Here is a 12,546-nt window from a genome sequence, read left to right on the forward strand (position 1 = left end):
AGATTGCGTGAGAACCCAACCACTAATCCTTGCCTTGGCCGTGCTCGGCCTGGCTGGCTGCGCCAACGATCCGGCCCCTGACGAGCAGATGCGCATTTCCGAGCAGGCACTGGAGCAGGCCAGGGCCGTAGGTGCCACCGAGCAGGTCGAAACGCTGAAGCTGGCTGAAGACAAGCTGGACCGTGCCAAGGCCAACATGCTGACCCAAGACTACCGTGATGCGCGCATGCGCGCCGAGCAGGCCGAACTGGATGCTCGCCTGGCCGAGGCCCAGGTACTGAACCTGAAGAGCGAAGAGCAGCTGCAACTGCTGCAGTCGCGGGTCAAGCGCTTGCGCAAGCAACTGGAGGTGCAGCCATGATCCGTCGCACGCCATTGGCCGCGCTGGCGCTGCTGGCGCTGGCAGCAGGCTTGCAAGGTTGCGCTAGCCAACGCAGCGCTGCAGCACTGGATGAAGCCAGTGCCACCTTCGCAAAGGTCAAGGATGATTCCGATGTGCTGCGCAGTGCGCCGCGGGACGTGATTCGCGCGGGCGAGTCGCTGGCCCGTGCCGAGCGCCTGTCCAGCTACATCGGCACCGGTTCCGATGTGCGTCATTACGCTTACCTGAGCCAGCGCTACAGCGAGATTGCCAGTGAGCATGCCAAGCTGGCGCTGAACCAGGAGCGCCAGGCCAAGCTTGACCTCGAGCGTCAGCGCCTGCAGCTGGCTTTGCGTGAGGCCAAGCTGGCCAGCGTGCAGCAGCAGGGCAAGTGGGTCGAGTCGCAGATCGCTGCACTGGCTTCGGAGCAGACCGACCGTGGCCTGGTGATGACCCTGGGGGATGTGCTGTTCGATACTGGCCGTGCCGACCTGAAGAATTCGGCCAGCCGTACCGTGCTCAAGCTGGTGCAGTTTCTTCAGCTCAACCCGCGAAGGGTGGTGCGTATCGAGGGTTATACCGACAGCACTGGCGCAGCCGAAGACAACCTGAAACTGTCTCGCGACCGGGCGCAGGCCGTGGCCGACATGTTGGTGGACCTTGGTATCGACGAAAAGCGCCTGCAGGTCGAGGGCTATGGCGACCAGTACCCGATCGAGGCCAATGCCTCTGAGCGGGGCAGGGCGCAGAACCGCCGGGTGGAGATCGTCTTCTCCGACGACAAGGGCAGGCTCGCGCCTGCGCGCTGATCGCTGGCGTGCGGAGGATGGCACCGGCTTTGCCGGTGTTCACGGCTAAAGCCGCTCCCACAGGGGTAGTGTCAAGCCCAAGACATGTGCAGAACCTGTAGGGGCGGCCTTGTGCTGCGAAAGGGCCGCAATGCGGCCCCGCTTTTTGTCGGCTTAGTCGTTTCGATAGCTGTCACGCTGTTGTATTGTCGACTATGTTGCATTCTGTCCCAGTACACTTTGCAACTGTTACGGTATCCTCTACCGTCACTGAGCCGCACAAGAACAACGAGCCTGCCGCCATGACCAACCTGCTGCTGTACCAGCGTATCGCCCAGCAACTGGCCGATGACATCCGTCGCGGTGTCTACCAGCCAGGCGAGCGGGTACCCTCCGTGCGCAAGATGAGTGCCCAGCTCAATGTCAGCCATGCCACGGTGCTGCAGGCCTATGCCAACCTCGAGGACCAGGGGCTGATCCGCGCGCGGCCGCAATCGGGCTACTACGTGCACCAGACGCCGGCCCTGACCGCGCAAACCCCGGACATTGCCCGGGTGGAGCGCCCCGGCCTGGTCACCCGCGCCAGCATTATCCAGCAAGTGCTGACCGAGGCGCGCCGGGACGGCGTGTTCCCGTTCGGCGCTGCGGTGCCGCATGTAGACTACCTGCCGGTCCGTGCCCTGCATCAGCAAATTGCCAAGGTCACCCGCTTTCACAGCCCGCGCGCGTTCAGCTACATGTTCAGCCCCGGCTTTGAGCCGTTGCGCCGGCAGATCGCCATTCGCATGCGCGATGCCGGGGTGCTGGTCGACCCTCGTGAAGTGATCGTGACCCATGGCTGCGTCGATGCCCTGCAAATGTCACTGCGCGTGCTGACCCGCCCGGGCGACCTGATCGCTGCCGAGTCGCCGACGTATTACGGCTTGCTGCAACTGGCCGACCTGCTGGGCCTGAAAGTGATTGAAATCCCCAGCGACCCGTCCACCGGGATCAGCCTTGAAGCCTTGCAACTGGCGGCCAACCAGTGGTCGATCAAGGCCCTGGTACTGACCGCCCGCCTGAGCAACCCGTTGGGCGGCACTGTTCCGGAAGAACGGCAAAAGCAGCTGCTGCGCCTGGCATCGGACTTTGACATCCAGATCGTCGAGGACGACATCTACGGCGAGTTGATGTTCGAGCAAGGCAAGACCAAGGCGCTGAAGGCATTCGACCGGCTGGACCGGGTGATCTACTGTTCAAGCTTCTCCAAGACCCTGTCCCCCGGTGTGCGCGTAGGCTGGATGATCGCTGGGCGCTATCAGGACGAAATTCAGCGTCTGCAGACCTTTACCACTCATTCGGCCTGCAGCGTGACGCAGATGGGGGTGGCGGCCTACCTGGAAAATGGCGGTTACGACCGGCACCTGCGTTACATCCGTCAGGAGTATCGCAAGAACCTCAGCGCCTATCAGTTGGCGGTGCAGCAGCACTTCCCCGAGGGCACCCAGATGACTCGGCCGACGGGCGGTTTCATCCTTTGGATAAGCCTGCCGGGGCGGGTCAATACCCAAGAGCTGCATGTGCGTGCGCTGGAGCAGGGCATCAGCATTGCGCCGGGGCTGATATTCAGTAACACAGAACAGTTCAACCACTGCATCCGTCTTAATTGCGGCATTCCGTGGAACAAGGAGGCCGAGCGGGCAGTGATTACGCTCGGTTTGCTGGCTCAGCAGTTGTGCAGGGAGCCTGCGCTCACACTTTTGTAAGGCTTGCCAGCCGCCTGTGGAACATGGAGCATACGCACCTTTAATGCCGGTCTGTCCATTTGCCATGATTGCTTTGCGCCGTTTTGCCCTGATCTTGTGCCTTGCACCGCTCTGCTACCCGGGCAGTCCAGCTACGGCTGCGCAGCCGGCAAGCCAGGCGCAGGCAACCCAGGGCAAGCACGTGCAAAAAAAAGTGGCAGCCAAGCCCGCGCCGCAGCCGGTGGTGAAAAAGGCCGGCAGTAGCAAGGCCAAGGCGCATAAACCGGTAAGCAAGGCGGTTGCCAAACCATTGCCCAAGGCAAAGCTGGACCTCAGCCTGCCAGTCGATATGGTCGATACCCTCGAGCCGAATGTGGGCACCCCGTCGCCCATCCAGCGGCGCAAGCCTTTGCTGCCGCCCATGTTCACCGAAAAGCCGGAAACCGACAGCCCGTTCCAGCTCAATGGCCGGTTGATCAATAACGAAATGCAGCTGCAGTTGCGCAATGACAGCCGTCATGACGTGGAAGGGGCGGCGATCGATTTCGAGTATCGGCAGTAGCCGGGAACTGACTGCCGGGTCACGGCAGATTTCATCGTGCCAGCAATTTCAAACGCCTGTTTGAGCGGTTACTATCCAGGGACGTTCGTCCCGTTTTGTTCCAGGGAGTCCTGATTTTGGTGAATAACCATGAACTGCCGTGAGGGTTGTGGTGCCTGCTGCATCGCCCCGTCCATCACTTCTGCGATGCCGCGCATGCCCAATGGCAAGCCGGCTGGCGAGCGCTGCCTGCACCTGACGGCTGCCAACCTTTGCGACCTGTTTGGCAAGCCCGAGCGGCCGGCGGTATGTGGCGGCTTCAAGGCGGATGTCGAGGTGTGCGGCAGTGACCGTGACGAGGCAATCAGGATTCTTGGCTGGTGGGAGCAGATGACGGCGGCGTGACAGGCTGGATCTTCGACAACAAGGATAAACATGATGAGATCGTTCAAGCGTATTGCACTGCTGTGTGGCGTGGGTGTTCTGCTGTCGCCTGCGGCCTGGGCCGAAAACTGGCAGGTGGCCAAGGACGAGGAGGGGATCAAGGTATCCCTCAGCGAAGTGGCGGGCTCCAAGTACAAGGCTTATCAGGGTGTCACCGTGATCAAGGCGCCGCTGGCCAAGGTGCAGGCGTTGCAGGAAGACGTGGTCGGGGCCTGCGCATGGATTCACGAGTGCAAGTCGCAGAAGCTGCTCAAGCATGACGGTGAGCAGAGCTGGACCTACACCCAGTTCAATACGCCATGGCCGGTAACGCCGCGAGATTCGATTCTGCACGTGACCACTGTCAAGGGAGCGGACGGCAGCCTGGTGCGTAACCTGAAGGAAGAGCCGACCTATCTGCCGGAAGAGAAGGGCTTTGTGCGGGTATCCAAGGTTGAGGGCTTCTGGAAGCTGGTGCCCAAGGGCGACAGCACGGAAGTGACCTACCAGGTGCACACCGAGCCGGGTGGTAGCGTGCCGGCGATGGTGGCCAACAAGTTCGTGGTGGATGCGCCGTTCAATACCCTGAAAGCGCTGCGGGAGCGGGCTGAGAAAAACTGAGGTTCAACGCGGTGCTCGCTCCCACAACGATCGAGCTGCGGCCACAGGACCTGGAATAAAGAAGGCTGCCCGAGGGCAGCCTTCTTTGCGTTCGGCTAAAAAGCTTACTTGCGGTCTTTCAGTGCAGCGATGTCGCGTTTTTGCTCGCCGGTGTACAGCTGGCGCGGACGGCCGATCTTGTACGGGCTGGAGAGCATTTCTTTCCAGTGCGAGATCCAGCCCACGGTACGTGCCAGGGCAAAGATCACGGTGAACATGCTGGTCGGAATGCCGATCGCCTTGAGGATGATCCCCGAGTAGAAGTCGACGTTCGGGTACAGCGAGCGCTCGATGAAGTACGGATCGGTCAGGGCGATCTCTTCGAGGCGCATGGCCAGTTCCAGCTGCGGGTCGTTCTTGATGCCCAGCTCGCGCAGGACTTCGTCGCAGGTCTGCTTCATCACGGTGGCACGCGGGTCGCGGTTCTTGTACACGCGGTGACCGAAGCCCATCAGCTTGAACGGGTCGTTCTTGTCCTTGGCCTTGGCGATGAAGGTGTCGATGTTCGAGACATCGCCGATTTCATCGAGCATGGTCAGTACGGCTTCGTTCGCACCGCCGTGGGCCGGGCCCCACAGTGCAGCGATACCGGCGGCGATACAGGCGAACGGGTTGGCACCCGACGAGCCGGCCAGACGAACGGTGGAGGTGGAGGCGTTCTGCTCGTGGTCGGCGTGGAGGATGAAGATCCGGTCCATTGCCTTGGCCAGCACAGGGCTGATCGGTTTGATCTCGCACGGGGTGTTGAACATCATGTGCAGGAAGTTTTCCGCGTACGACAGGTCGTTGCGCGGGTACATCATCGGCTGGCCCATGGAGTACTTGTAAACCATCGCGGCCAGGGTCGGCATCTTGGCGACCAGGCGCACCGCGGAAATTTCGCGGTGTTGCGGGTTATTGATATCCAGGGAGTCGTGATAGAACGCCGACAGGGCGCCGACCACGCCGCACATCACCGCCATCGGGTGAGCGTCGCGGCGGAAGCCGTTGAAGAAGGACTTCAGCTGCTCGTGAACCATGGTGTGGTTCTTTACGGTGCTGACGAACTGGGCCTTCTGCTCGGCATTCGGCAGTTCGCCGTTGAGCAGCAGGTAGCAGGTTTCGAGGTAGTCGGATTGTTCGGCGAGTTGCTCGATCGGGTAGCCGCGGTGCAGCAGGATACCTTTGTCGCCGTCAATGTAGGTGATCTTCGACTCGCACGAGGCAGTCGCCATGAAACCAGGGTCGAAGGTGAAGTGACCTGTGGCCCCCAACCCGCGGACGTCGATTACATCAGGACCAACGGTGCCGGTTAAAATGGGCAGCTCGACGGGGGCAGCGCCCTCGATGACCAACTGCGCTTTTTTGTCAGCCATGTGGCCTCCTATTAATGCTAGAAATCATCAGACAGACCCCCCACGCAGGGCCCGCACCACTATAGAGGGATAAATTCAGATGTCAATTTGCCTAAAGGCTTGTTGAATCAGGCTTTCAAGCCTGATTTTTCCCGAAATTCTCGCCCATTTACGCCTTTTGTCCGTTAAAGGCAATGCGCTATTTGGGCTACCCCGTCACGTTGTCATAAGCAGCCTAACTGTCTATACTCGGCACCCGACCGCCAGGGGCTTGCAAGCCCGAACTGCTGGGGGTCGCCGTTCCCTGGGTGGTGGGTACCTGACCAGTACACTTACCAACAACTTTGCCCTGATTCGCTAGGGGCTCTTCAGTGTGAAAAAAGCCGTGAAAAGCCAACGACCTGTAAACCTAGACCTAAGGACCATCAAGCTCCCTGTCACTGCGTACACGTCCATCCTGCATCGTATCTCCGGCGTCATCCTGTTCATCGGCCTTGCCATCATGCTTTATGCACTGGGCAAGTCGCTGGGTTCCGAGGAAGGCTTCGGTGAGGTGAAGGCGTGTCTGACCAGCCCGCTGGCCAAATTCGTGACCTGGGGCCTGCTGTCCGCCCTGCTTTATCACCTCGTGGCAGGTGTACGCCACCTGATCATGGACATGGGCATCGGTGAGACGCTGGAAGGCGGCAAGCTGGGCTCGAAAATCGTGATTGTCATCTCCGTGGTGCTGATCGTTCTGGTGGGAGTTTGGGTATGGTAACCAATGTCACGAACCTGTCGCGTTCGGGCCTCTATGACTGGATGGCGCAGCGCGTTTCTGCGGTCGTTCTCGCGGCTTACTTCCTCTTCCTGATCGGCTACGTGGTCGCCCACCCAGGCATCGACTACACCCAGTGGCATGGTCTGTTCTCCAATAACGCGATGCGGATCTTCAGTCTGCTGGCCCTCGTTGCCCTGGGCGCTCACGCCTGGGTCGGCATGTGGACCATTGCAACCGACTACCTGACGCCTATGTCGTTCGGCAAGTCGGCAACTGCGATTCGTTTCCTGTTCCAGGCGGTATGCGGCGTTGCGATGTTCGCTTACTTCGTCTGGGGTGTGCAGATTCTCTGGGGTATCTGATCCATGGCTAGCATTCCAACCATTTCCTTCGACGCCATCATCATCGGTGGCGGCGGCGCCGGCATGCGTGCTGCGCTGCAACTGGCTCAAGGCGGCCACAAGACTGCCGTAGTCACCAAGGTCTTCCCGACCCGCTCGCACACTGTATCCGCCCAGGGCGGCATCACCTGCGCCATCGCTTCGGCTGACCCGAACGACGACTGGCGCTGGCACATGTACGATACCGTCAAAGGTTCCGACTACATCGGTGACCAGGACGCTATCGAATACATGTGTCAGGAAGGCCCTGCTGCGGTCTTCGAGCTGGACCACATGGGCCTGCCGTTCTCGCGTACCGAAACCGGCCGTATCTACCAGCGTCCGTTCGGTGGCCAGTCCAAGGACTTCGGTAAAGGTGGCCAGGCCGCCCGTACCTGTGCCGCTTCCGACCGTACCGGTCACGCGCTGCTGCACACCCTGTATCAGGGTAACCTGAAAGCCGGTACCACGTTCCTCAACGAGTACTACGCCGTTGACCTGGTGAAAAACCAGGAAGGCGCCTTCGTCGGTGTGATCGCGATCTGCATCGAAACCGGCGAAACCATGTACATCAAGTCCAAGGCCACCGTTCTGGCCACTGGCGGTGCGGGCCGTATCTACGCCTCCACCACCAACGCCCTGATCAATACCGGCGACGGTATCGGCATGGCCCTGCGTGCCGGTGTGCCGGTGCAGGACATCGAGATGTGGCAGTTCCACCCAACCGGCATCGCCGGCGCCGGTGTACTGGTCACCGAGGGCTGCCGCGGTGAGGGTGGCTACCTGATCAACGCCCATGGCGAGCGTTTCATGGAGCGTTACGCGCCGAACGCGAAAGACCTGGCCGGCCGCGACGTGGTTGCCCGTTCCATGGTCAAGGAAATCATCGCCGGCAACGGCGTGGGCCCGAACAAGGACCACGTACTGCTGAAGCTGGACCACCTGGGCGAGGAAGTGCTGCACAGCCGCCTGCCAGGTATCTGCGAACTGTCCAAGACCTTCGCCCACGTCGACCCGGTCGTCGCGCCAGTTCCTGTTGTCCCGACCTGCCACTACATGATGGGCGGCGTTGCCACCAACATTCATGGCCAGGCCATCACCATGGACGAAGAAGGCAAGGATCACATCATTCCTGGCCTGTTCGCCGTAGGTGAAGTGGCGTGTGTATCGGTTCACGGTGCCAACCGCCTGGGCGGCAACTCGCTGCTCGACCTGGTGGTGTTCGGCCGTGCTGCCGGCCTGCACCTGGAGAAGGCGCTGAGCGACGGCATCGAGCATCTCGACGCCAGCGACACAGACATCGAAGTTGCCCTGAACCGCCTGAACAAGCTCAACGAGCGCTCCACTGGCGAAGACGTTGCCAGCCTCAAGCGCGAACTGCAGAGCTGCATGCAGAACTACTTCGGTGTATTCCGTACCGGCGAATACATGCTGAAGGGTATCGAGCAACTGGCCGGCCTGCGTGACCGCATCGCCAACGTCAAGATCAACGACAAGTCCCAGGCCTTCAACACCGCGCGTATCGAAGCGCTGGAGCTGCAGAACCTGCTGGAAGTCGCCGAAGCTACCGCCATCGCGGCCGAAGCCCGTAAAGAGTCCCGCGGTGCTCACGCCCGTGAAGACTTCGAAGACCGTGACGACGAAAACTGGCTGTGCCACACCCTGTACTACCCGGGTGAGAAGCGCGTTGCCAAGCGCGGCGTCAACTTTGCGCCGAAGACCGTACCGGCCTTCGAGCCAAAAATCCGGACTTACTAAGGGTGGCTGCTATGTTGAAAGTCGAAGTTTATCGTTACAACCCCGACACCGACTCGGCGCCCAAGATGGAGTCGTTCGACGTCGATACCGGCGGCAAGGACCTGATGGTTCTCGATGTATTGGCGCTGATCAAGGAAAAGGACGAGGGTTTCTCGTATCGTCGCTCGTGCCGTGAAGGCGTGTGCGGTTCCGATGGCATGAACATGAACGGCAAGAACGGCCTGGCCTGCATCACCCCGCTGTCGGGTGTGGTCAAAGGCAACAAGCTGATCCTGCGCCCGCTGCCAGGCCTGCCGGTCATTCGTGACCTGGTGGTCGACATGAGCATCTTCTACAAGCAGTACGAGAAGGTGAAGCCATTCCTGCAGAACGATACGCCAGCACCGGCCATCGAGCGTCTGCAGTCGCCTGAAGAGCGTGACAAGCTGGATGGTCTGTACGAGTGCATCCTGTGCGCTTGCTGCTCGACTTCCTGCCCGTCGTTCTGGTGGAACCCCGACAAGTTCCTGGGCCCCGCAGCACTGCTGCAGGCCTACCGCTTCCTGGCCGATAGCCGTGACACCAAGACTCAGGAGCGCCTGGCGTCCCTGGATGACCCGTTCAGCGTATTCCGCTGCCGCGGGATCATGAACTGCGTAAACGTTTGCCCGAAAGGTCTGAACCCGACCAAGGCGATCGGTCACGTACGTAACATGCTGCTGCAAAGCGGCACCTGATACAACGTGTTGTACCTGCAGTATGCCGAGGTGCGGGTGTGAGCCCGCACTGAGGTAAAACCCGAACAAGGGCCCACAAAGCCCGCGTTCATACCTATGAAGATATGAGACCAGCAGGGGCTTTCCGGGCTGGTACCCGGAAAATCAGCAGGATCCAAGTGGCGTGGTTCAGTCGCTTTATTCGGACTTTTCCAGGTTTGCTGTGGCTCTTGTCGATCAGTCCCCTAATCGAGGGTGACCAAGCATGCAAGAAAGCGTGATGCAGCGCATGTGGGATAGCGCCCACCTTTCAGGTGGTAACGCTGCATATGTGGAAGAGCTCTACGAACTCTACCTGCACGACCCTAACGCTGTGCCAGAAGAGTGGCGCACTTACTTCCAGAAGTTGCCAGCCGACGGCAGCACCGCTACTGATGTATCGCACTCGACAATCCGCGACCATTTCGTACTGCTGGCAAAGAACCAGCGCCGCGCCCAACCGGTATCCGCCGGGAGCGTGAGCAGTGAACACGAGAAGAAGCAGGTTGAAGTTCTGCGACTGATCCAGGCCTATCGTATGCGCGGCCATCAGGCTGCCAAGCTCGACCCGTTGGGGTTGTGGCAGCGCCCTGCGCCCGTAGACCTGTCGATCAATCACTACGGCTTGACCAATGCCGATCTTGATACGACCTTCCGTGCCGGCGACCTGTTCATCGGCAAAGAGGAGGCGAGCCTACGCGACATCTTCGATGCACTCCAGAAGACATATTGTCGCACCATTGGCGCCGAATTCACCCACATCGTCGATTCCGAGCAGCGCAGCTGGTTCCAGCAGCGCCTCGAAAGCGTGCGCGGCCGTCCGGAGTTTTCCGCTGACGTGCAGGCCCACCTGCTCGAGCGCGTGACCGCCGGTGAGGGCCTGGAAAAGTACCTGGGCACCAAGTACCCGGGCACCAAGCGCTTCGGCCTTGAGGGCGGCGAGAGCCTGATCCCGATGCTGGATGAAATGATCCAGCGTTCCGGCTCCTACGGCACCAAGGAAGTTGTGATCGGCATGGCCCACCGTGGCCGTCTGAACGTGCTGGTGAACACCTTCGGCAAGAACCCGCGCGAGCTGTTCGACGAGTTCGAAGGCAAGAAGATGAACGAGCTGGGCTCCGGTGACGTGAAGTATCACCAGGGCTTCTCCTCGAACGTGATGACCTCCGGTGGCGAAGTTCACCTGGCCATGGCGTTCAACCCGTCCCACCTGGAAATCGTTTCGCCGGTGGTCGAGGGTTCGGTGCGCGCCCGTCAGGATCGCCGCAACGACACCGTTGGCGACAAGGTGCTGCCGATCTCGATCCACGGCGACGCAGCTTTCGCCGGCCAGGGCGTGGTCATGGAAACCTTCCAGATGTCGCAGACCCGCGGTTTCAAGACCGGCGGTACCGTGCACATCGTGATCAACAACCAGGTCGGTTTCACCATCAGCAACCCGCTGGACGCGCGCTCCACCGAGTACGCCACCGACGTTGCCAAGATGATCCAGGCGCCGATCCTGCACGTGAACGGCGATGACCCGGAAGCAGTGCTGTTCGTTACGCAGTTGGCCATCGACTACCGCATGCAGTTCAAGCGTGACGTGGTCATCGACCTGGTCTGCTACCGTCGTCGCGGCCACAACGAGGCTGACGAGCCGAACGGCACCCAGCCGCTGATGTACCAGCAGATCAGCAAGCAGCGCACTACCCGTGAGCTGTATGCCGAGGCACTGATCCAGGCGGGTCGCATCGATGCCGATCGCGCTCAGGCCAAGATCGACGAGTACCGCAACGCGCTGGACAATGGCCTGCACGTGGTGAAAAGCCTGGTCAAGGAGCCGAACCGCGAGCTGTTCGTCGACTGGCGTCCGTACCTGGGCCATGCCTGGACCGCGCGTCACGACACCCGTTTCGACCTCAAGACCCTGCAGGACCTGTCGGCCAAGCTGCTCGAGCTGCCGGAAGGTTTCGTGGTCCAGCGTCAGGTGTCGAAGATCTACGAAGACCGTCAGAAGATGCAGGCCGGTGGCTTGCCGATCAACTGGGGTTATGCAGAGACCATGGCTTACGCCACCCTGCAGTTCGAAGGTCACCCGATCCGCATGACCGGCCAGGACATCGGCCGTGGCACCTTCTCGCACCGTCACGCGGTGTTGCACAACCAGAAGGACGCCAGCACCTACATTCCGCTGCAGAACCTGTTCCCGGGCCAGCCACGGTTCGACCTGTACGATTCGTTCCTTTCCGAGGAAGCGGTACTGGCCTTCGAATACGGCTATTCCACCACCATGCCGAACGCGCTGGTGATCTGGGAAGCCCAGTTCGGCGACTTCGCCAACGGTGCGCAAGTGGTGATCGACCAGTTCATCACCAGCGGTGAGCACAAGTGGGGCCGCCTGTGCGGTCTGACCATGCTGCTGCCACACGGTTACGAAGGGCAGGGCCCGGAGCACTCCTCCGCGCGTCTGGAGCGTTACCTGCAGCTGTGCGCCGAGCACAACATCCAGGTCTGCGTACCGACTACCCCGGCACAGATCTACCACTTGCTGCGTCGCCAGGTCATTCGCCCGCTGCGCAAGCCGCTGGTGGTCCTGACGCCGAAGTCGCTGCTGCGCCACAAGCTGGCCATCTCGACGCTGGAAGACCTGGCAGAAGGCTCGTTCCAGACCGTGATCCCGGAAATCGACGCAATCGATCCGGCCAAGGTCGAGCGCCTGGTGCTGTGCAGCGGCAAGGTCTACTACGACCTGCTGGAAAAACGCCGTGCCGAAGGCCGCGAAGACATCGCCATCCTGCGTCTCGAGCAGCTGTACCCGTTCCCGGAGGACGACCTGGTCGAAATCCTGGCGCAATACAGCAACCTCAAGCATGCCGTATGGTGCCAAGAAGAGCCGATGAACCAGGGCGCCTGGTACAGCAGCCAGCACCACATGCGCCGTATCCTGGGCCGCCACAACAAGGCACTGGTCCTGGAATACGCCGGTCGCGACGCTTCTGCCGCGCCAGCCTGTGGTTACGCTTCGAAGCACGCCGAACAGCAGGAAAAACTGCTGCAAGACGCCTTCACTGTCTAACGCCTTCGCGCACCTGAAACCGAAT

The 12,546-nt window shown here is 60.8% G+C and carries 12 protein-coding genes; 11 read left to right on the forward strand and 1 reads right to left on the reverse strand.

Annotated elements, in window-relative coordinates; genetic code table 11:
• Window positions 1-7: 7 nt before the first annotated feature.
• From JOY50_RS19020 to JOY50_RS19045, 6 genes are all read left to right on the forward strand, one after another.
• Window positions 8-361 carry a DUF4398 domain-containing protein gene (locus tag JOY50_RS19020; protein WP_019472047.1) on the forward strand — a complete coding sequence of 118 codons (354 nt, stop codon included), beginning with the start codon at window positions 8-10 and terminating at the stop codon, window positions 359-361.
• Complete coding sequence (locus tag JOY50_RS19025) at window positions 358-1,170, forward strand: OmpA family protein (protein WP_132847008.1); 813 nt, start codon at window positions 358-360, stop codon at window positions 1,168-1,170. The genes JOY50_RS19020 and JOY50_RS19025 overlap by 4 nt, the downstream gene beginning before the upstream one ends.
• A gap of 281 nt (window positions 1,171-1,451) precedes the next feature.
• Complete coding sequence (locus JOY50_RS19030) at window positions 1,452-2,894, forward strand: PLP-dependent aminotransferase family protein (protein WP_132847007.1); 1,443 nt, start codon at window positions 1,452-1,454, stop codon at window positions 2,892-2,894.
• Between the two features lie 64 nt (window positions 2,895-2,958).
• Window positions 2,959-3,435 (forward strand): hypothetical protein, encoded by a 477-nt coding sequence (locus JOY50_RS19035; protein ID WP_243055636.1) that lies wholly within the window; start codon window positions 2,959-2,961, stop codon window positions 3,433-3,435.
• Window positions 3,436-3,564: 129 nt separating this feature from the next.
• Window positions 3,565-3,819, forward strand: coding sequence for a YkgJ family cysteine cluster protein (locus JOY50_RS19040; RefSeq protein ID WP_009684718.1), 255 nt, complete (start codon window positions 3,565-3,567; stop codon window positions 3,817-3,819).
• Window positions 3,820-3,852: 33 nt separating this feature from the next.
• On the forward strand, window positions 3,853-4,458 hold the full coding sequence (locus JOY50_RS19045; protein WP_243055644.1) for an START domain-containing protein: 606 nt from the start codon (window positions 3,853-3,855) through the stop codon (window positions 4,456-4,458).
• 104 nt (window positions 4,459-4,562) lie between these two features.
• Here JOY50_RS19045 and gltA read toward each other — a convergent pair whose 3' ends face one another.
• Window positions 4,563-5,852 carry a citrate synthase gene (gene gltA / locus JOY50_RS19050; RefSeq protein ID WP_019472041.1) on the reverse strand — a complete coding sequence of 430 codons (1,290 nt, stop codon included), beginning with the start codon at window positions 5,850-5,852 and terminating at the stop codon, window positions 4,563-4,565.
• A gap of 352 nt (window positions 5,853-6,204) precedes the next feature.
• Here gltA and sdhC point away from each other — a divergent pair, with 352 nt between their 5' ends.
• From sdhC to JOY50_RS19075, 5 genes are all read left to right on the forward strand, one after another.
• Window positions 6,205-6,591, forward strand: coding sequence for a succinate dehydrogenase, cytochrome b556 subunit (gene sdhC / locus JOY50_RS19055; RefSeq protein WP_008091902.1), 387 nt, complete (start codon window positions 6,205-6,207; stop codon window positions 6,589-6,591).
• On the forward strand, window positions 6,585-6,953 hold the full coding sequence (gene sdhD / locus JOY50_RS19060; RefSeq protein WP_003254214.1) for a succinate dehydrogenase, hydrophobic membrane anchor protein: 369 nt from the start codon (window positions 6,585-6,587) through the stop codon (window positions 6,951-6,953). The genes sdhC and sdhD overlap by 7 nt, the downstream gene beginning before the upstream one ends.
• 3 nt (window positions 6,954-6,956) lie before the next feature.
• Window positions 6,957-8,729 carry a succinate dehydrogenase flavoprotein subunit gene (sdhA, locus tag JOY50_RS19065; protein ID WP_016488281.1) on the forward strand — a complete coding sequence of 591 codons (1,773 nt, stop codon included), beginning with the start codon at window positions 6,957-6,959 and terminating at the stop codon, window positions 8,727-8,729.
• An 11-nt stretch (window positions 8,730-8,740) separates the two neighbouring features.
• The gene (locus JOY50_RS19070) at window positions 8,741-9,445 is read left to right on the forward strand and encodes a succinate dehydrogenase iron-sulfur subunit (protein WP_019472040.1); all 705 of its coding nucleotides are present in this window, start codon (window positions 8,741-8,743) and stop codon (window positions 9,443-9,445) included.
• Window positions 9,446-9,689: 244 nt separating this feature from the next.
• Window positions 9,690-12,521 carry a 2-oxoglutarate dehydrogenase E1 component gene (locus tag JOY50_RS19075; RefSeq protein WP_019472039.1) on the forward strand — a complete coding sequence of 944 codons (2,832 nt, stop codon included), beginning with the start codon at window positions 9,690-9,692 and terminating at the stop codon, window positions 12,519-12,521.
• The last annotated feature ends 25 nt before the right edge of the window (window positions 12,522-12,546 follow it).

The organism is Pseudomonas sp. BP01, from assembly GCF_022760795.1.
GTDB classification, from domain to species: domain Bacteria; phylum Pseudomonadota; class Gammaproteobacteria; order Pseudomonadales; family Pseudomonadaceae; genus Aquipseudomonas; species Aquipseudomonas putida_Q.

What these genes read in the sequence shown, in the direction of transcription:
- JOY50_RS19025 (WP_132847008.1), top strand. Translation starts at nt 358, where the DNA reads ATGATCCGTCGCACGCCATTGGCCGCGCTGGCGCTGCTGGCGCTGGCA.
- JOY50_RS19030 (WP_132847007.1), top strand. Translation starts at nt 1,452, where the DNA reads ATGACCAACCTGCTGCTGTACCAGCGTATCGCCCAGCAACTGGCCGAT.
- JOY50_RS19035 (WP_243055636.1), top strand. Translation starts at nt 2,959, where the DNA reads ATGATTGCTTTGCGCCGTTTTGCCCTGATCTTGTGCCTTGCACCGCTC.
- JOY50_RS19040 (WP_009684718.1), top strand. Translation starts at nt 3,565, where the DNA reads ATGAACTGCCGTGAGGGTTGTGGTGCCTGCTGCATCGCCCCGTCCATC.
- JOY50_RS19045 (WP_243055644.1), top strand. Translation starts at nt 3,853, where the DNA reads ATGAGATCGTTCAAGCGTATTGCACTGCTGTGTGGCGTGGGTGTTCTG.
- gltA (WP_019472041.1), bottom strand. Translation starts at nt 5,852, where the DNA reads ATGGCTGACAAAAAAGCGCAGTTGGTCATCGAGGGCGCTGCCCCCGTC.
- sdhD (WP_003254214.1), top strand. Translation starts at nt 6,585, where the DNA reads ATGGTAACCAATGTCACGAACCTGTCGCGTTCGGGCCTCTATGACTGG.
- sdhA (WP_016488281.1), top strand. Translation starts at nt 6,957, where the DNA reads ATGGCTAGCATTCCAACCATTTCCTTCGACGCCATCATCATCGGTGGC.
- JOY50_RS19070 (WP_019472040.1), top strand. Translation starts at nt 8,741, where the DNA reads ATGTTGAAAGTCGAAGTTTATCGTTACAACCCCGACACCGACTCGGCG.
- JOY50_RS19075 (WP_019472039.1), top strand. Translation starts at nt 9,690, where the DNA reads ATGCAAGAAAGCGTGATGCAGCGCATGTGGGATAGCGCCCACCTTTCA.